Source organism: Streptomyces fodineus, from assembly GCF_001735805.1.
GTDB classification, from domain to species: Bacteria; Actinomycetota; Actinomycetes; order Streptomycetales; family Streptomycetaceae; genus Streptomyces; species Streptomyces fodineus.
In genome coordinates this window covers 1-18,824 of record NZ_CP017248.1, presented here as the reverse complement: position 1 = coordinate 18,824, position 18,824 = coordinate 1, and the positions used below count along the sequence as shown (strand labels likewise).

Annotated in this window: 13 protein-coding genes and 1 pseudogene; 3 read left to right on the top strand and 11 right to left on the bottom strand. The window is 70.4% G+C overall.

Translation table 11 applies throughout. The features are described 5' to 3' along the window. Window positions 1-188: 188 nt before the first annotated feature. The 11 genes from BFF78_RS49900 to BFF78_RS00025 all read right to left on the bottom strand — a co-directional run bounded on the left by BFF78_RS49900 (window position 189) and on the right by BFF78_RS00025 (window position 14,211). A complete protein-coding gene (locus BFF78_RS49900; protein ID WP_418346601.1) occupies window positions 189-344 on the bottom strand; it encodes a cupin domain-containing protein in 156 nt (51 codons plus the stop codon). Then, a complete protein-coding gene (locus tag BFF78_RS49895; protein WP_418346599.1) occupies window positions 341-1,747 on the bottom strand; it encodes a site-specific integrase in 1,407 nt (468 codons plus the stop codon). Before BFF78_RS49895 ends, BFF78_RS49900 begins: the two co-directional genes overlap by 4 nt. Window positions 1,748-1,854: 107 nt before the next feature. After that, window positions 1,855-2,658 carry an MFS transporter gene (locus BFF78_RS00060; protein WP_227026094.1) on the bottom strand — a complete coding sequence of 268 codons (804 nt, stop codon included), beginning with the start codon at window positions 2,656-2,658 and terminating at the stop codon, window positions 1,855-1,857. Between the two features lie 195 nt (window positions 2,659-2,853). After that, a complete protein-coding gene (locus BFF78_RS00055; protein WP_069776360.1) occupies window positions 2,854-3,483 on the bottom strand; it encodes a HEPN domain-containing protein in 630 nt (209 codons plus the stop codon). Further along, on the bottom strand, window positions 3,372-5,081 hold the full coding sequence (locus BFF78_RS00050) for a hypothetical protein (RefSeq protein ID WP_069776359.1): 1,710 nt from the start codon (window positions 5,079-5,081) through the stop codon (window positions 3,372-3,374). Before BFF78_RS00050 ends, BFF78_RS00055 begins: the two co-directional genes overlap by 112 nt. A gap of 58 nt (window positions 5,082-5,139) precedes the next feature. Beyond that, window positions 5,140-5,316 carry a hypothetical protein gene (locus BFF78_RS47535; protein ID WP_227025644.1) on the bottom strand — a complete coding sequence of 59 codons (177 nt, stop codon included), beginning with the start codon at window positions 5,314-5,316 and terminating at the stop codon, window positions 5,140-5,142. Then, on the bottom strand, window positions 5,313-8,402 hold the full coding sequence (locus BFF78_RS00045) for a Helicase associated domain protein (protein ID WP_227025643.1): 3,090 nt from the start codon (window positions 8,400-8,402) through the stop codon (window positions 5,313-5,315). Before BFF78_RS00045 ends, BFF78_RS47535 begins: the two co-directional genes overlap by 4 nt. A gap of 98 nt (window positions 8,403-8,500) precedes the next feature. Beyond that, window positions 8,501-9,529, bottom strand: coding sequence for a TniB family NTP-binding protein (locus BFF78_RS00040; RefSeq protein ID WP_069776358.1), 1,029 nt, complete (start codon window positions 9,527-9,529; stop codon window positions 8,501-8,503). Beyond that, the gene (locus BFF78_RS00035) at window positions 9,523-11,589 is read right to left on the bottom strand and encodes a transposase (protein ID WP_227026197.1); all 2,067 of its coding nucleotides are present in this window, start codon (window positions 11,587-11,589) and stop codon (window positions 9,523-9,525) included. The genes BFF78_RS00040 and BFF78_RS00035 overlap by 7 nt, the downstream gene beginning before the upstream one ends. Before the next feature lie 181 nt (window positions 11,590-11,770). Then, complete coding sequence (locus BFF78_RS00030) at window positions 11,771-12,481, bottom strand: TnsA-like heteromeric transposase endonuclease subunit (RefSeq protein ID WP_227025642.1); 711 nt, start codon at window positions 12,479-12,481, stop codon at window positions 11,771-11,773. A 365-nt stretch (window positions 12,482-12,846) separates the two neighbouring features. Continuing rightward, a complete protein-coding gene (locus BFF78_RS00025; protein WP_107440843.1) occupies window positions 12,847-14,211 on the bottom strand; it encodes a DNA-binding protein in 1,365 nt (454 codons plus the stop codon). A 171-nt stretch (window positions 14,212-14,382) separates the two neighbouring features. On the opposite strand from BFF78_RS00025, the pseudogene tap reads away from it, so the two are divergent. From tap to BFF78_RS00005, 3 genes and pseudogenes are all read left to right on the top strand, one after another. Continuing rightward, window positions 14,383-16,622, top strand: a pseudogene (gene tap, locus BFF78_RS00020) (telomere-associated protein Tap). Between the two features lie 3 nt (window positions 16,623-16,625). Further along, window positions 16,626-17,216, top strand: a complete 591-nt coding sequence (gene tpg / locus BFF78_RS00015; protein WP_193433384.1) for a telomere-protecting terminal protein Tpg — start codon at window positions 16,626-16,628, stop codon at window positions 17,214-17,216. A gap of 1,133 nt (window positions 17,217-18,349) precedes the next feature. Continuing rightward, window positions 18,350-18,824: hypothetical protein (locus BFF78_RS00005; RefSeq protein WP_227025641.1), on the top strand; the 475-nt coding region annotated here is incomplete at its 3' end.

Sequence of the window (18,824 nt, the reverse complement as noted above, 5' to 3'; positions counted from 1 at the left end):
ATGCAACGCAGAGAGGACAGGTCGGGCGCGTAGGGGGCAGCCCGGAATCCTCCGCCACAAACCGCCTGCTCCGTGGCTTCAGTGTGTCACTCGTGTGGCCGAGGTGCATCCGGGCCCCGCTTGGTCAGCCCTGACTGGCGTGTCGGCCGCCCGGCAGGCGGCCGGCCACGTGCTCGGGGCCTGGCCGGTCAGGCGCGGGTGCTGTGGCGGGGGGCCGCCGTACTCGCGGTCGGTGACGTGTTCCAGCAAGTCGACGTCGTCGTCTCCCACAGGGCGATGTGGGTCATGAAGTGGTCGGGGGCGGCGCCGTGCCAGTGCTCCTCGCCCGGCGGGGTCCAGATCACGTCCCCGGGGTGGGCTTCGAGGGTCTCCCCCCACGGGACTGGACCAGGGCGATGCCCTCGACGATGTAGAGGGTCTGGCCAGCCCGCGGCAGTGCCAGGCGGTGCGGGCGCCGGGGGCGAAGCGGACGGCGGCGGACCCAGTCCAGCGGGTCGCCGAAGATCCGGGTGTAGTGCCCGCGCTGCTGGGGGTTGAGTTCGGCGAGCTGAGCGATGTGGGCCCGCCGGAGCTGTTCGAGGGTGACCACCGCGAACGTGTGGCGCAGGAGGTGGGCGTGTGCTTCGACCAGCACGTTGACCTTGTGGCAGCGGTCGTTGGCGGTGGAGAACATCGCCTGCCAGCCGGATACCGACATCGGCAGCCCGTTCTCGTTCAGCCAGAGCATCGCAGGTTCCAGGCCGTCATCGGTTTCCCGCAGAAGCCGCCGCCGCTCGACCGGCTGAAGGTCTTGCAGCCGCATCCGGTGAACACCGCCGGCGCTGAGCCGGTGCACCACGTGCGGGCGGGACGGGTCGGCGATGACCAGGGGTCGGCGGATGCGCTGGTAGCGGCCCGCTGCCCGGGCCTGTTCGACCACCTCGGCCCGGTCCCACTCGACGTAGGCGATCACCTCCTGGACGCTGCCGTGCGGGACATAGACCCACCGGGCGGAGAAGTTCTTCGCGATCACCCCGGGCAGCCAGAACCGCTGGTATCCGCCCAGGGCAGTGCTGGTGGGGATCTCGAAGACGGTGACGCTGGCCTGCTCGGTCAGCCGTAGCCCCGTGCGGACCATGAGGTCGCTGAACGTCGCGTTGCGGGCCGCCCACCGGCCGCGGAACCGGTCCGAGGGCAGTCCGTCCGGGCCGTGGCCTCGAAGTCCCACGTCCCGCCAGAGCCGGTAGGTCGCCGGCGGCATCCACTCGATGCTTTCGCCGTTCTCGTCATGCGCATAGGTCGCCGGGACTGTGGACGAGTCGAAGGCCCGGACGACCGATTCCGCCGGTGCGGGGCGGCGGGCGCGGTGCGGGATGGGAACCGCCTCGACGTGCCCCTGCCGGACGGCCCACTCGTAGAACTGATTGACCAGCGACACCTCGTGATTCCAGGTGCTGCCCTCGACGTGCGGCCCGGCCTCATCCCGGCGGCGCCACCGATGGAACGCCAGATGATCCGCCTTGGTGGCAGCCCGCCACGACTTCCCACCGCGCGCGGTTTGCAGGAATGTGAAGAACCGGGCCCGGGCCCGGTTGGCGTTGCTGTTCCACGGTGCCGTCAGGTTCGCCTGAAGGAAGTACGAGTTGAGCGCGACGTCGTACTCGAACCGCGGCGAGAGCAGAAACGGCAGGCCGTCTGGCAGACCTGCCTCATCTAGCCACGACGCCAGGTCGCCGGGCCGTACGTCCAGGAAAGAACGCAAAGTCATGGGCGGGGGCAAGTCGCGGCTCACGAAGTGCACCGTCCACCCGGGTTTGCTCAACACCTGCGGACCCTAACCGCCATCGCCCGCAGCCATGCTCTCGGACCTTGGTGTCATCCGCGGTGCGGCGGTGCTGTTGTCGGTGTCTCTTCGCCGGGCTCTTGCGCCAGCCGCGCGGTGGCTACTGTCTCGATCGGCTGGTGAGTGGTGCGGGTGGCCAGGTAGAGCGCCGAGGCGGCCATCAGGGCCCCCATCACCGCGAGGATGACGCGGTAGTCCACCAGCGCGATCAAAGCGGCTCCGGCGGCGATGGCCACAGTCTGCGGTACTCCTATCAGCACGTTCAACGCGGCATCGGTCCGGCCCATCAGAGAGGCGGGCGTGCGCCGCTGGAAAAGGGTCATGACGCCCGCAACGATCAAAGGCAGGCTGGCACCGATGAGCACCGCGCCCGGCGCGACCGCCAGGAGAGATGGGGCTGCACTGAGGAAGAAGCCTGCGGCAGCGCAGGTCAGGCCGAGCATCACGGTCCGTCCTTCCCCTGCACGTCGCATGGACACTGCGGCGGCCACCCCAGCCGCTATCGCTCCTGTACCCTGCAATGAGCCGAGGACGCCGAGGAAGGTCGGCGGACGGTGCAGTCCTGCGTCGACGACGGCGAAGAGGACCGACTCGCAGAATCCGAAGGCAACAACGGCGAGCAACGCAGCGACGGTGAACTGGCGCAAGGCGGGAGTCCGCGCAATGTAACGGAAGCCGGCGGCGATCTGGGCGCCAGTTTCCTCTTGCTGCGCCGACTGCGGGCGATCCTCCCGCTGCCGGATCAGTGCAATGAGCAGGGCTGCGAGAGCGAAGGTTGCCGCATCGCCTACCACCAACAGACTCAGGCCGAATGCGGACAGCACACCCGCACCCAGGAGAGGCGCTGTCGTCGCCCACTTTTTCTGCGCTGTTCTGGGGTTTGTGGGCTGGGATTTCGCAGTTCTTCTGAGTGGTCTTCGCGGGGTGTGGGCGCTTCGGGGGGCTGGTGTGAACGGAGCGGTGGCTGCTTGACCTGCGGGTGTGTTGTGGGTGTTCAGGTTGGCTGAGCGTGGTGCTGTTGCAGTGGGCCGCTACTTGGGGCGTGGTTCTGTGGAGTGGCGGGGCTGTGTTTGGGTGTTGCTGCGGCGGGTGATCGGGTCGGTTCCGGGGCGGGCCGGATTGGCGGCTGAGGCGGCGCCGAGGCCTGCGAGCTGGTCTCTCCAGTGGGCTCGCCATTGTGCGCGTGTGGTGTCGTCGGCCAGTGCTGCGTCTACTGGTGTGCTCTTGCCGAAGGGCCACAGGGGTTCGGTGCCGGAGCCCAGGCAGAGTCGGGCGAGGAATGAGCGGCGTACGAGGTCGCGCGTGCGATCGACCGCGAAGGCGAGGGCGACGCCGAACATGGCACCGTCGGGGACGGTGGAGACAGACATGATGATCTTGACGAGGTCTTTTTGCGGGATGCTGCCGCCGTGGACCAGGCGGGAGCGCAGTTCGTAGAGCTTGGTGATGTCGCTGAAGATTGATGTCCCGGTGTCCGTTGGGGTGGCCAGCAGTGCAGCGGCCCGGTTCTTGAGCCGCAGTGAGAGGCCTTCGCCTTTGTCGTCTCCGGTCAGGACAGCCTCAAGGGCGGTGGCGAGGTCGACGATGCGTTCGAAGTTGTCGCCTTCTTCGTGCGCGCGGTTGTACCGGTACAGGGCCGTGTCGAAGGACGTTGCCGCCATGCCGTCGCGTTTGATGACCGCTGCGTCGATGAAGTCGCTGAGCGCGGCGAAGGCCGGCGCGTCGTCGGTGGAGAGTCGCACGACGCGCTCAAGGAGGGAGCCCAGTTGCACGGGGTTGAACGTCCGTGGCTGCGGGCGGATTTCGGCCACGAGGGTGGAGGCGCCGGTGATCTCCCAACCGGATTGATGCGACCCGCGTGCAGCAGCCGAGCGAGCAGCAGGAAACGGTTGATCGTCGAGGATGCCCGGCGTCCGGCAGCGTATGGGTCGTCGCCCTGCGGCACTGCGGCAGTGGAGACGAGGAGTGCGTGGGGCGGCGCGTAAATGAAGGGAAGATCTCCGCCGAATGCGGTCGGAATGGCCGGGATCAGCTGCTGCGCTCGCTCGACGAGATCGGGAGTGTCGGTCTCCCGGTAGATGGTGACCTCGCCGATCTGAACGGGTTCTTCCCCCGTGGTGGTGATGTGGGTGACGGCGCGGCAGCACTGCAGGGTGTACTCGTCGCTGTTGAGGACGTCGATCAGTTCGTCGGCGGATCTGGCCACGGCGGGGCTGTCGGCTTCGAACACGCCGTCGCCGAGCGCGCACCGCGCGATGGCAGCCTCGAGGAAGCTGAAGACGTAGTGCTTTGCGAACTCGGCGTGGCGTCTTTTCAACGGCTCCGCGAACCGCCCGGGATACGCCTGCTCCAGGGCCGACTCCAGCTCCTGGAACTCGGGTTGGTGCATGATGTCCGGGCCTGCGTAGTCGCGGCCGACGTGGATGAAGGGCTGGAAGACGGAGGCTGGGATAACGCGCTGCTGGGCCAGGATCGGGAACGCTGCCCCGATGAACGTGTGCGCAAGAGCCTTGAGGTGTTCCGCTTGGCTGATGCTGTCGTGCGCGCGGTGGCCTGTCGTCTGCCAGGTCCAGATGGCGTGGTCGAGGGCCGGCGGTTCTATACCGAGGCGCTCGGCTGCGGCGCAGACGAGCTGGACGGCACGTTCGCGCTCGAGCGAGTGCTCGGAGATGCCCAAGGCGGAGGTGATGAACCGGATCACCATGCGGTCCGGTTTGACGTCCGGCAGTCCGAGCAACATGCGCAGATAGCGCCAGGAGACGCCCGAGCCCTGGCCCGGTACCGCGGTCCACGCAGCTCGGGCCTGATCTCCAAGGTCGGTGGTCTCGGCGGTCCGGAACTGCGCGGCTGTGTTGATGCCGAGGCCCAACAGGGCTGTTGCGGCCTCTTGGACGGCTGCGCCTTTCAGGGTGGCGCCTGGCTGGGTGGAGACGCGGTTTCTGGTGCCGATGTGGTGGATGAAGGCGTCGATGCCACCGAGCTGGTTGTAGAAGGTGAGCAGGTCTGTCAGGTCGTCACCGGTGGCATCGCCGCCCCTCAGTCTGCGCTGCGCGATGTAGCGGTTGATCACGCCTGTGGTGATGGCGTAGCGGGTGCCGACCGACCAGATGGCATCGATCACTGAGAGTGCGAGGCTTTCGGGGTAGCCGGCGAAGGCTGACCACTGGGCGGGAGGAGGCAGCCTGTCGTGGCACGCGGCGAGGACCTTCTCCAGGTCCTTGTCTTCGGACGTATTGCCTGCCGGGACTGCACCGCTCATGCGTAGCGCTCCTGCCGAAAGCTGAAGAAAAAGGCTATTACCGGTCCGGCGATCACCGCTATGCGTTCCGCCGGTTGTCGGGTGCGGGGTAGGTGGCGCTGGTGAAGTCCGGGGTGATGCCGATGGTGGTGAGGAGGTGTTGTTGCTGGGGGTGGAGGGTGTTCCAGCGGGTGCGTTGTCTGTCGGTCCATCGCTGGAGGGTGGGGGAGGGGCCCTGGCCGGTGTGATGGTTCAACTGGGCTTTTTGGTAGGTGCGTTGCCAGAGGCTGGGCCAGGGTGGGTTCCACCAGGGGTCGATGGTGTCGAGGGTGTGGGTGGTGGTGGGGGCCAGGTGGCCTCGTCGGGCTGCGCGGCGTGTTTGTACGAGCCAGCGGCCGAGGGGGAAGCCGTCGTGGTGGGTGTCGGCGCTGGGGAGAGGTGGCCGTTCAGGGCGGCGTAGGTGCGTGCGTGGGCGAGTCCGGGGCTTGTGGGGTAGACGCGGCTGGTTGGGCGGCGGGCGGCGGTTTCGGGGGTGATGTTCAGGTCGGTCAGGAGTTGTTGCTGTTGGGGGCGTAGGTGGGGCCAGGCGGCGTGTTGTGCTCTGGTCCAGGTGCGTACGTCGAATGGTGGTCCGCCAGGTCGGTCTTGTGTGGTGCGGGCGCGGGTGTAGGCGCGTTGCCAGGCGAGGTCCCAGGGTGGGTTCCACCACGGGTCGATCGTGGTGAGGGCCTGGTGGCGGGCGTTGGGGGTGGTCTCGCGTCGGGCCTGTTGGCGTTGGTCGTTGAGCCAGCGTCCGAGGGGGAAGCCGTCGTGGACGGTGGAGTAGGTCACGGCCAGGGTGCGGTGGAGGGCGGCGTAGGCGCGGGCGTGGGCGAGGGCGGTTTCGGCGTAGGGGTTGATGGGCCGGGTGCGGGCGGTTTCGTGGGTGAGGCCGATGTCGGCCAGGAGGCGTTGCTGGTCGGGGTGGAGGCCGTCGTAGTGCGTGCGCTGCAGGCGTAGCCAGGTGCGCTGGGCGGGGGCGAAGCTGCGGAAGTGGTGGTCGGCGTCGAGGTGGTGGCCGGCCTTGGTCTGGTCGTGGATGTGCTGCCAGGAGCGCTGCCACGCGAGGGTCCAGGGCGGGCACCACCAGGGATCGACTGCGGTCAGGGCTTTGGTCTGGGCGGATGGTGGTGTGCCGCGGTGGGCGTGGTCGCGGGTGTGCTGGCGCTGTCGGCGCAGCCATCGTCCGAGCTGGAAGCCGTCGTGGACGGTGTCGGTTGCGGCGGCGAGGGTGCCGTGTGTCGCGTGGTAGGAGCGTGCGTAGCCCAGGGCGGTGGCGAAGTCGGCCTCGTTTTCAGCGGGCCGGGCGGCGGCGCCGCGGGCTCGGTCCTCGGTGATTCCGATGCGGGCGAGCAGGTCGTGTTGGCCGGGCTGGAGTGTGTCGTACTGGGCGCACTGGGTGGTCAGCCACGCGGCGAGCGCGCTGGTGGTGCTGGGGAATCCGGCCGCGGTGTCCAGGACGTGGCCGGCTTGGACATGGGTGTGTGCCTGGTGCCAGGAGCGTTGCCATTCCAGGGTCCAGGGCGGGTTCCACCAGGGGTCGATCGCCGACAGGGCCAGCGCGCGGGGTGAGGGGGTGCCGTGGCGCAGTTGGTAGGCGCGGTCTTTGCTGCGCTGGTTGGACAGCCACTGTCCCAGCTTCAGTCCGTCCTGGACGGTGTCGGTGGTCGCGGTCACCAGTGTGCCGTGGGTGTCGGCGTAGGCGCGGGCGCGGGCGAGGACACTTTGGAAGTGGGTGGCCATGTGCTTGCGGCGGGGCCGTGCTGTCTGTACGGCCTCGGGGGTGAGGCCGATGTCGGCCAGGAGGCGCTGCTGGCCAGGGTGCAGGGTGTCGTAGCCGGCACATTGGTTGTAGAGCCATTCGCCCAGGCCGAAGCCGGTGGTGGGGAAGCCGTGTTCGGGCCGCAAGGCTCCGCGGGCGCGGACGTGGTCGCGGGCTTGGTAGTAGAAGCGCTGCCACATCACCCTCCACGGCGGCCGCCACCACGGATCCAGCGTCTCGAGTTCCGCGACGTGTTCGGGTGGCATCGCGGGGAATTTCCGGTGGTTCGACAGCCACCGGCCCAGGGCGAAGCCGTTGAAGCGGCTGTGGATCGGGGCGGCGAGGTGGCCGTGGACGGCGGCGTAGGCGCGGGCGTGCGCCAGCCCGGTGGTGAACGCCTGATCCGACCTGTGCCGGAGCCCCAGGTGAAGCCGTTTACCGCCCGCAGCCTTCTCCGGCTGCTGTGCGGCGTCGCGGTAGGCGGTGAGTTCGCGGGCGATGGGGCGGGGCCGGTGCGCCATGTGCAGCGTCCACAGCGGGTCGGCGACGGCTGCATCCGCGGCGGCCCGTACGCAGTGCTGCGCCCAGAGCAGCAAAGGACCAGCCGAGGTCGAGGCGATCCGCTCAACAAGCCACGGCCGCTCCGTGACCCGCGCCAGTTCGCCGACCAGACCAGGCACGTGAGCGAGCGTGTGAGGCAGATGTCCGCCGGTGTCGTCGAGCAGCCGCTGCCGGGTACGTTCGCCGGTGAGGACCGAGGTGAGGGCGACCGCCTCCGGGTAGGTGACCGCGTCCCGCACCAGCAGCCGCCACCAGCCAGGATCAGCCCCGGGCGGCGCGGTGTGGCGTGCCCGGTGCGGCCACTGCTCCTCCTCGGGCCATTGCTGCGCCCACCAGGAGACGATCACGGCGTGCGCGATCTCGAACGCGCGGGCGGCGTCCGGCCGGTGGCGCAGCAGGTCCAGGTGCCGCCGGTGCGCCGTGACCATCTCCGGCAGTCCTGTCAGGTCGATCTGCTCGGTGTCGGCCGGTGCGCCGTCGATCCAGTGGGTGCCGAGCATCCAGCGCCGGTGGCGTGGGCAGATGCGGGTGTGCGGTTTCAGGTATATCCGGGCGGGCTTGGCCCGTCCGGTGCGTGCGGCCGTGCATAGCCGGCAGCCTTCTCCCGCGGCCGGCACCACGGCCCCGAAGCGGAACCGCCCGGCTGCACCCGCCCCGTCCGGTGAGAGGGGTTCCTGGGCGGTCCAGGCGGGCAGGGCCCGCTGAAGGATCTTTTCGGGCACGCGGCTGAACACGGAGATGCGGGCGCGGGCTTCGGCGTTGAGGTACACCTCGCCGTCCGTGCGGTAGCCCTTGAACAGGCCTCCGCCGACCTGGAGCAGCGAGGGGACGAGGTCTCTGACGCCGAGCCGGTAGCGGTCGGCCAGCCGGTCCAGGTACGACAGGTTCGTCTCGCCCTGCAGCGGCGCGAGCCGTACCGGCCCCGGACGTGCCGCAGCCGTACGCGGCGGCTGCGGCTGTGGTGGAAGAAAGTCGTGCATCGGGAGCAGAGGTCGTTCCTGGAGGGTTCGGATGTACCGGCATCCGAACCGTGGCCAAATAGGGGATTGGGACGGACGGTTGAGGCAGACGCCGCCGGTCAGGGCTGGCGTTGTGAGGGCGTCCGGCGGCGGTGTGGTGCCCGGGCCCGTTGTTCGGCGGCGCTGTCGAGCTCGATCTGTTCGAGCAGTTTCTTGGTGATCTTCTCGGTGCCGTCCAGCAGGGAGACCAGGGCGGCTTCGCGGACGAGGTGGGAGAGGCTGCCCATGCGGCCGCCGGTGCGGGCGTGCAGGTAGGCGGCGTGCGTGACCAGCGCGCCGGGCCGGTGGCGGCGTAGCCGCAGGGCGCTGTCCATGCTGCGCACCAGGTCGTGCCAGATCTGCTGGTCCGCGGTGCTGCCGTAGCGCAGGGGCTGGTTGCGCACGATTTTGAAGCGGCCGGCGAGCTGGGAGCCGCGCACGCCGGTCAGCAGGGGTGAGGCTTCGACGTCGATGCCGGAGTAGACGAAGGTCGCGGGAATCCGCTCGCCGAGGTATTTCAGCTGGTCGGAGGTCTCGGCGCCGGCCCGGCTGCGGGTGTCCATCAGGTGTACGTCGTCGACCAGGACCAGCTGGGTGCCCAGCTCGCACAGCAGCTCGCACACGGCGTTGGTGATCTGGATCTGGTTCATCCGCTCCAGCATCGGCAGGCCGAGGAAGCGGGCGAACTCGCTGATGAGCATCTTCGGGGTGGAGGACGGCGGCACGGTGATGAACAGCACCGGCAGACGCCCGTCCTGGTTGGGGTGGCGGCGCCGGTCGGCGAGTTCGACGGTGCGCCCGAGCTGCTGCATCGCGGTCGTCTTCCCGGTGGTGGCCGGCCCGGAGATGATCAGGCCGCGCCTGGCTCCGCCCTGCTGGCCGCGGTTGAGCAGCAGCAGGCGGCGTACCGCGGTGGAGATGGTGTCCATCGCGGGAGTTTTCAGCACCACGAACCGTGCGTGGTAGTCCTCCCGCTGCTCCAGCGTCCACTCCTGGTCGCCGGCCTCCCGCGCCGGCGCGTGGGGTGTGTCGACGAACTGCTGCCATCCGTCCCACGTGGTCAGCGGACTGAACGTGCTCGTGGTGGCGGGCTGGGCCGCTGTCACCATGCCTGGGCCTCCTGGTAGGGGTCGTAGATGCGCAGGCCGCCCGCCCCGGCGGCGTTCCGCGTCTGCTCAGCGGCCTGGTCCTGGGCCGTCTCGGCCGTCGGCTCGGATGCTTCGGCCTCATCCGCATGGTCTGCGGCGGCGTCCTGGCCGTCGGCGAGGGCGGCGAGAAGGTAGTCCTCGTCGTCCGGGTTGTCCTCGATGTCGTCCAGGCTGTCGTCGGCGTCCCAGCCGTCGCCATCTGGAAGCGGGACGGTGAAGGAGCCGGGCAGCCCGAACGAGGCCCCCGGCGCGAGAGGCGCAGGCCACTGCTGCGGGGCGGTGGCGGGGGAGGGATCGGTCATCTGCGCGGCCGCCTGGGCCCGGGCGGCTACCGTCCGCTCCCGCCTGCTGCCCAGTCCCTGGCTGGCACGCCGCAGCAGCGCATCCAGCGCCTGGGCGATCGCCGCCTCGTGCTCTTCACGGCCATGCCGGCGTTCCACGGTGCGGCGGACGTGGTCGAAGGTGAACGCGGTGAACGGGCGCCTGACCGCCCCCGCGTGGACCCATGGCACCTCCAGCCATCCCTCGGGCAGGCGCACCCACACCCGGTTCGGATCGTAGGGATTGTGGTGGACCTCCCACCGTCCGTTCTTGTCCGCCCGCGGTGAGCGGCGGCGCCGGTAGGGGTTCAGGCCGGGGTGGTCGTAGGTGCGGTAGCCGAAGCGGACGCCGTAGTCGTTGACGGCCTGCCACCGAAGAGGCAGCAGCTCGACGTAGTCGTCGGCGGACAAGGGCACCGGTACATGCCCGGTCACCGCCACCAAAGCTGCCCACATCTCGTTCGGGGAGACGGCGAGGTGCGGCATCATCGGGTGCCGCAGCGCTTCGTGCCGGCGCTCCTGCCACCCGCAGATGACCCACTCGTCCAGCAGTTCCTGAAGCTGCGTCAGGCTCCAGCAGGCATCCTGCTCTGCGGCCGCGCCCCGCTGGGAGACGTCCGAGCCGGTGTGGCCCGGCAGGTACTGGCTGAACCCGTCGGCAATCGCGCGGAAGGTCCGCTCCACGTTCCCCTTCGCCGGGCCGTTCGCCGGCGGCACCGGCTGCACCGACACCCCCAGGCTCTCGCACGCCGAGACGAACGACGCCGACACGTACACCCGGCCCTGGTCCACCACCACCGTCTCCGGCATGATCACCGGCCGGGCGGCAGCCTGCTCCAGCCGCGCGTCCAGCGCGATCAGCCGCTCGTAGGGGATGACCGACCGCTGCATGGACAGCGCCGCGTCCCAGCCCGGCCGCATCGCCGTCGGCACCACCATCTGCGCCAGCAGCATCGCCGCGTCCACCGACGTCGTGCCCACCGGACGCAGCAGTGCGGCGCAGATGCTGCGCGTCGCCACGTCCAGCGCGATGCACAGTTCAAGGCGGCCGGTCACACCGTCGTCCAGCACCGCCAGGACATCCAGCGGCGTGCTGTCCAGCATCACCAGCTCACCCGGCCGCAGTGCCACCGTCGGCGTGAACGGAGGTGCCGGCCGCGACGCATGCCACCGCCGCTGCGCCGCCGTCCCCAAAAGGCCCTGCCCGTCGGCCACCGCGTGCACCAGCCGGTTGAACGTCGACGCCGGCGGCAGCGCCACCACCCCAGGGCCGTGCTCCTCCTCCAGCAGCCACCCCACCCGTCGGCGCAGCCGCACCAGCGTGCCCGTCGACCGATCCCGCTGCCCCTCCAGCACCTTCCTGACTGCCGCGACCACCCGCTCATCGGCCCGCCCCACCGCCGACCGCTCCCGCACCGCCCGGCCGTCGACCAGCCCCCACAAGCCCTCGCTGCGGTAGCGCGCCCGCATCCGGCGCACCGTCGCCGCACTCGCCGCCCAGCCCGCCGCCGTCAACTCCTCGGCCTTCGCCCGCTCCCGCTGCTCCAGGCTCCGTGTCGCCGGATCGAACTGCTCACGCGGGGCGCCCTGCCCGATGGCGTCAGGAAAGCCGGTCTCCACCTCCCGCACATGCCGCTGCCACGCCAGAGCTCGCTCCCGCACCTCGACCGGCAGCGCCTCCAGCAGCCCGAACGGCGGCACCCTCCCCGGCGCCGGCCCCCTTCAATCTCGAAGGACGGATCGGCGAACAGGTAGGGCAGCAGCACCACCGCCGAGGCGCCCTCGTCACTCACCAGCGCGGCCCGGGCGCCTTCCAGCACGGCGAGCGTCCATACCCGTCCGTCGTAGCGAAGGCGCGCCCCGACGTCGACAACCGCCTGCGTCACGCCGCTTCGGCCTCCTGCCGTGCGACCGAGAGGACAACGCGCTCGTGCAGCGGTTCGTCCAGCCGCACCCGCAGCACACCGCTCCACAGTGCGTGAAAGACCGCAGGCCACACGGCGATCGGGTCACCCAGCTCCCGCACCGCCTCCACCGCCGGCCGCGGACTGCCGAACACCTCCACCAGAGCCGGCGTCCACGGCCCTGCGGCGTACCGGGGATGCCGGTAACCCGCCAGCCACCGCACGTTGGCCACCAGCACCGGATCCGGCGGCCCCGCGAGCGGGTAGGACCAGCCCGCTGCCTTGGCGGCAGCCGCCACAACCCGGGCCCGCGCCGCCAGCCGGGCAGAGGGGCCGCTGCGTCCCGCGCAGTCGAGCAACAGGGCGCTGCCGTCCTGCAGTCTGGCCATCAGCTGCGGCGCATGACCGACGACCTTGCCGGCCTCACGCCACACGAGTTCCACCGGCCGGCAGGCCACCGCCACGACCGCAGGTTCCCGGTCCAGCAGCATGAGCTGGGTCCGCATGACACTGGACCCGTACGCCACCAGCCGCCCGTTGGTCGACGACCACCACCAGCCCGGAGCAACGCGCCGCCCGTGCCGGACGGGGAAAGGCCGTACCGCAGGAGAGTCCTCGAAGGGGACGTCCTGCGCAGCCTCAAGCCATGGGACCTGACGCGAGCACCCCAGAGGGTCTCGAAAGCGCACATCGATCAGGCCGGCGTCTACGGCTGGAGCGCCCTCGCTTCCAACAGCACCATCCGTGCTGTGCGGCTCGGGGATGCGGCACCCGGCCCCGGGCACCGCAGACGATGCGGCCTCCCGGCTGCTGTCGATGATCACGTACTCCACACAACGCCATGCCTGACCTGCCGCGCAGGAGAACCGGCCGGTAACCGCAACATCCGTGCAACCGCAGGATGTTGGGCTACGCGGGGCACCCAGGGTGCCGGGCAGGAGCACCGGTGTCAGTGCAGAGTGCTGCACTTTCACCCCGCCGCGCCGCACCCTGTCGGCAACGGCTGGCCGGCTGCCGACCGGCCCGCGCCGCCGTTCGGCTGCCGCCGGCCGTGTCAGTCCTCGCCCTCACCCGCGGCGAGCACCTCGGCCAGCTCCTGGGCGGGCAGGCGGGACCAGGCGGCGGCCTCCTCCAGTGCCACCCCGGCGGCGACGGCTGCGGTGGCGGTGTGCACGAGGGCCCGGTCGATCAGGGCGGCACTGTGGCTGAGGTGCTCCAGCAGGGTGCGGGCCACCTCGGCAGTGGTGCCGCTGTGCACACCGCGCAGCTCCACCAGCTGTTCGCGTGCCTCGTCGACCAACTGCGTGATGCGGAACCGTTGTTCGGCGCTTACCGTGGCCCGCCATCGGGTCCCCGAGCCGCCCGACTGGGCTTCTGCCGCCATGACGCGCAGCTGGCCGGCCATCGTGGCGGGCTGCTGTTCCCGCTTCAGCCGCCACGGATCCTCCCGCCAGCCCGGCGGCCCCGCCTCGTGGCGGCGGGCGCGCACGATCGCGCCCCTCCAGTCGTTCAGCGGGCTGCCGTGGTCGGCCGCAAGTTCGGGCCCCAGCCATGTGCGGCCCCCCCGCTCGCCCAGCCGGTGACACAACGCATCGTCGGCGGCGCGCGCCCGAGGCTGCATCCCGCCGCTTGCCTGCCAGGCCACCTCGGCCGTGGCCGGCTCCAGCAGCACCTGCGCCACGGCCACCACCTCCGGGAAGATCGCCGCGTCCCGGCCCACGATCCGCCACCACTCAAGCCGTGATCCCGCGTTGCCGCCCGCCAGTTGATGCAGACGGCGCGGCCAGATCTCCTCCTGCTCCCAGTACAGGGCCTGCTCCCACCAGTGAGCCACCACCGCATGCGCCAGCGTGAACGCCTGCTCCGGCTCCACCCCGGCGCGCACCGCACGCCGTGCCACGCCCGGCCACCGCCGCTGTGCGGCCACCACCTCCGGCAGCAGGCGCAGATCGAGGTGTTCCAGCGGCTGGTCGGCGTCCGCGTCCAGCTGCCAGCGCCCGTGCCGCAGGCAGACCCGCTGCCGACGCGGCAGATACCGCACCGCCCGCAGTGCCTGCCCGGTGCGCTGCGCGGTGCACAGCCGGCAGCCGAACGCTGCTTCTCCCGCCACCGCGGCCGCCGCCCGCCACCGTGCCTGCGCCAGGGCGGCGTCCCGACTGTTGCTGATCTCGGGGTCGTCCACGGTGAAGGACGGCAGAGCCCGCGCCAGCACGGCCGGCTGAACCCCGCACAGCTCGGCGAGCACACCCCGCCCGGCCCCGTTGAGGACAACCTCTGCATCTGCCCTCACACCGCCGCCGTCGTGCCGGGTGGGGGAGTTGCGGCACGTCCACAGTCGCAGCACGCTGCTGGCCGCGAGTCCGTAGCGGGCCGCCACCCGGCTGATCAGCGAGGAGGTCAGCTCCCCGGCCAGCGGCACGGTTCGCAACACCCCCGCTGCCAACGCCCCACCCCCTCTTCGCCCCACACAGCGTCCTCATGTTCTACCCCAGCCCATCCGCTGCGCCACTGGAAGCCAACCGGCGGATGAGGCTAAGCGCATGGATAAATCCAGGGTTAATTTTTGCTAGGGTGCGGGCTGGAGGTGGCGATGACTAACCGGCCGAGTCAGGACGAGCTCTTCGCGGCGGTGGACGAACTACTGGCGGGCGAGCCGGAGTTGCCGCCGCCGGCGGAGCGGGCTCGACTGCGGGAGGCGGCCGGTATCACGCAGGCGCGGCTGGCTCAGGTGCTGCGGACTTCGACGCAGACGGTGAAGAACTGGGAGAACGGCCGATCCGAGCCGCGCCCGCCACGTCGTGAGGCGTATCGGCGGCTGCTGGAAGGCTGGGCGGCCAAGCACCCGGCCGAACCGGCCACCGAGCCCGTGCCGGAGACCTTCACCGGTCCCGCGCCCACACCTCAGCGGCCTGCGCCCGCCGATGAGCCCGCTGACGACATGCCACCTGCGTCCGTGAGTTTTCCGCGCCCTCACCGCTCTGCTTCTGCCGCGTCCCCTCCGACTGAGGCTCCGAGGGCGACGGCGGCGTCGCGGCGTCCGGCCAGGCCAACGCCGGCCGCGCCTACAGCCGATGCCCGCTTCCCCAACGGCCCCCTCGCCGTGCTGGACGGGGACGGCACCGCGTACTGCCTGGGCGGAGTGCTGCTGGACTGCCCGGCCACCACCATCGGCCAGTTGGTGGACTGGGTGCTCAAGGAGTCGGGAATCGGACAGGCACGGCTGCACCGCCACGGCAAGGAATCCGACCCGCTGATCGTGCTGACCCCCTCGGCCGCCGCGCGGTTCGGGCTGCCGGAGCGGCTGGAGGACCGCCGGGGCCTGCGCCTGGCGGAGGACCATCCGGTGGTCAAGCAACTCGCCAAGGCCAGATGGAAGTTGACGCAGCGCGGGTTCGGTCCGTGGCCGCGGATCTACCGCCCGGCCGAGACGAGCCGGCGGCAGTGCGTACAGCTGGCGGTCCTGCCCTGGGAGGCCCTCGACACCCGCGCCTGGGGTGCCGCCGCCGACCTGCACCCGGCCGATCTGGCCCGTGTCCTGGGCGTGTTCGCGTCCCGGGTGCTCACTCCGCGTGGCTCCACCGCGGTGACCGGGCTGGAGCTGATGACGGCATTGCGGCCGCCGACCCGGCCCGTCAAGGACGAGACGACCGGCGAGTGGGTCTCAGGCCCCAACCCGGGCGCACTCGCCCGGCCGGTGGACCCGGCACCGCCGGAGGCCCCCCAGGAGCATCCGGTCGCACAGGGCTGGGAGCGCGGCTTCCTGGACGAGGAGGCCTACCAGTGGGTGCGCGACCCCCACCTGCTCAGTGACGAAGAGTGCTTGCTGCCCTGGGCGGTGGGCATCGACATCAACACCGCCTTCCTCGCCGCCGCAGCCCGCCTCACCATCGGCCTGTCCGGGCCCGTCCACGTCACGGCGCCCGTGTTCGACAAGAAGATTCCCGGCACCTGGCTGGTGGACCTGTCCGGCATCGACCTGGACGCGCGCCTGCCCAACCCCTTCACCCCCAGCGGTCTGCGCCCCGAGGGGCCCGGCTGGTACACCACCGCGACCCTGGCGTACGCGCAGGAACTCGGCTACGAGGTCCGCCCGGTCGAGGCGTACCTGCGCCAGGAGACCGGCGCGTACCTGGATCCGTGGCACGACCGAATCAAGGACGCCTACCTCACCACCACCGCCGACATGGGCATCCCCATCGACAAGGACACCGACCCGGCCGCGTTCCTGAACGCGATGGCGCTGCACAAGACGTACGCGGCCGCCGATGACACCCGCCTCGACGGCCTGCGTGCTGCGCTCGCCGAACTGCCCGCGGGTCGTGCCGACCTGAGTGACGAGGACCTGGCGGCCTTGGTGCGCCGGCACCGGCAGGGCGCGATGGTGCTGTCGGCGATCAAGTCGACGGTCAAGGGCGGCATCGGCAAGCTCCGCGAACGCCCCCAGGGCCGCCACTACAAAGACGGGGAGCGCTGGCCCGCCCTGGAGCGCCCCACCTGGCGGCCCGACATCCGCGCGGCGGTCATCGCCAAGGCGCGGGTGAACATGCACCGCAAGATGGCCAAGCTCGCTGCCCTGACCGGCCAATACCCGCTCGCCGTGCTGTCGGATTGCGTCGTCTACGCCAGCCCAGGCCCTCCCCGCTGGACTTCCTGCCGTTGGGCAGCGAGGGCACGCCGGTGTACGGCACCTTCCGCGTCGGCGCGAACCCCGGCTTCTGCAAGGTCGAGGGTGTCCAGGAGATGGCGTGGGCGGTCGACCTGATGGAGCAGCGCCACAACCCTGCCCGCCACATCAAGGGCGGCGACGCCGTCGCGGACGAAGGGGAGTAGGCCGTGGTGAGACGGATCCGTCCGGGCAACGCCGACGCCGACGATGCCCTGGTCCAGGAAGCCATCGAGCGGGCCGGCCAGGAGGTCTTCACCCACGAACCGCCCAAGACGCTCAAAGGGCGTATCAACTTCCTCCTGAAGCAGCTGAAGACGACCAAGGCCGTCGCCCAGGAACTCGGCATCACCCAGCGCTCCGTGGAGCGCTACCGCACCGGCGCGCGCAAACAGCCACCCAAGGCGATCGCCGACCGGATCGACGCGGCCGTACGCGCCCGCTGGCAGCCCCGTGTCCGCGACCGACGCCGCAAGCAAGCCGCGACCCGAACCGGGATCACCGTGGAGGCCCGCGCCCGGTTCGGCTACACCGCACCGATCGGCACGACCGACGACGGCCGCACACGGCGCATCACCGTCCACCTCCCGGCCGACTACGCCCGTCGCCTCTTCGACGCCCTGAAGGGCATCGGCGACCAGTCTCCCAACGAAGTTATCGCCGAGGGAATCCAAGAAACCTATTTTAAAGACCACGGACGACGCGCCGACCATCTTGAAGTCGAATTCACAGATATCGACTACATCGATATCTCGCTCTGAATGAAAACCTCAGCCTGAAAATATATTGAACCTTCCCAAGAGGCCGGGGAAAGGACGCCGCGGCCCGGCTCCCTCGGCAAGCGACCGCTGTCCTGGCGCAACTGCGCCTGGGAGACCGACCACGTCCAGGCCCCGCTGCTGGCCGACGCCGACGGCGACCTGGTGCGCCCGTGGATCACCTGGTTCATCGACACCGCCACCAAGGTCATCACCGGAACCGCTGTCACCCCGGGTCATCCCTCCGCTCGTCGGTCCTGGCCGCCTTGCGCGCCGCGGTGGTGCGGGATGAGCCCTACGGCCCGGCCGGGGGAGTGCCGGAGCTGGTGAGGGTGGAGCGGGGCAAGGACTTCCTGTCGTGCCGCCGTCACCACCGTGCTCGGCGCGATGGGAGTGACAGTCAAGGACCTGCCCGACGCCGCACAGCCCGGCCAGGACCGTGCGACCCGCCGCGTTGAGCAGCACCTCGGCATCGGCGCGCGCCTCCGTTCTCGTGGCGGGGCGGGTAGTTGCGCCACTGCCAACTGGAGCGGAGCGTAGCCTGCGGCCAGACGGCAGAACGATGCGGTGGTCTCTCCGGGCACCGGCGCGACGCGGAACGCCCCGGCGGGGCTAGGGCCGTCGAGGTGGGCTGGACGTGAAGGCGGCGACCATGGGTCTCGGGCTTGTCGGTGACTGCGCGTGTGGCGGGGAAAGGCTTGGGGCGGGCACAGCAACCGGCCCCGGGACAGGGTCCCGGGGCCGGTGGGTGCTCTTCGGCGGACCAGGGCGGGGAGGCACAACCCCGCTTCCTCCTGGTCCTGCGCCTCGGCCCGAAACCGCTTCTCCATGCGGACGACGAACTGGGAGACTGCCGATTGACCCTGCATCAGGCGCCGTCGGTCACGCGGAGATTGGGAGACACAACCCCTCCGGTGACCCCTCCTCGGCCTGCTGCGTCTTCGACCGTACAGGCACCGCTGATGCCAGGTCAATAAACTTCTGCGGAGCCCTAGTTAGCCACCCTACCCTTGCGCCGGACCAGTGACGGCCTTACTGGTCTGATAACAACCCTTGTCTAGGGGTAGTTTGCTGCTAGCACCCGGCACTAAAGTACTCAAGGAAACTTCTCCTACTAGGATTACGGCGGTGACCCGGTGCAAGCGGATCAAACGGCAGAAGCGGCCAGGGCGCCCTCGCTGCGCGCGCTGAAGATGGCGGAGAGCGCCGGGCGGATCGGACGGCGCAAGGCCCAAGTCCGGTACACCTTCGTCGAACGCTTCACCCACACCGAACAGCCGCCGCCGATGGCCCGCATGCTCCGCGGCGGCCGCGGCGGCCAGGTCCGGCTCAAGCTCTACCTGAGCTACCTGTGGCTGCAGAAGGAGGACGCCGCCCGGGAACTGGCCATCCGGCACAGCGCCTGGGCCACACTGCTGGACCTGCCGGATCCAGAGAAAGCAGGGGCCCGCCGCATCAGCGACGCGCAGGCATGGCTGGAGGAGCACCGCTTCATCGACGTGCGCCGGACCGGCCGGCTCAACCTTGTCACCGTCCTGGACGAGAACGGCCGCGCAGAGCCCTGGATCGCCCCGGGCGCGGCCGCGAAGAAGGAGAAGGAGAGCAGCGACC

Excerpts from the sequence above, each read along its gene's own strand:
- BFF78_RS00055 (WP_069776360.1), bottom strand. The coding sequence starts at position 3,483 with ATGGCGGCAACGTCCTTCGACACGGCCCTGTACCGGTACAACCGCGCG.
- BFF78_RS00045 (WP_227025643.1), bottom strand. The coding sequence starts at position 8,402 with ATGCACGACTTTCTTCCACCACAGCCGCAGCCGCCGCGTACGGCTGCG.
- BFF78_RS00040 (WP_069776358.1), bottom strand. The coding sequence starts at position 9,529 with ATGGTGACAGCGGCCCAGCCCGCCACCACGAGCACGTTCAGTCCGCTG.
- BFF78_RS00050 (WP_069776359.1), bottom strand. The coding sequence starts at position 5,081 with ATGAGCGGTGCAGTCCCGGCAGGCAATACGTCCGAAGACAAGGACCTG.
- BFF78_RS49895 (WP_418346599.1), bottom strand. The coding sequence starts at position 1,747 with ATGACTTTGCGTTCTTTCCTGGACGTACGGCCCGGCGACCTGGCGTCG.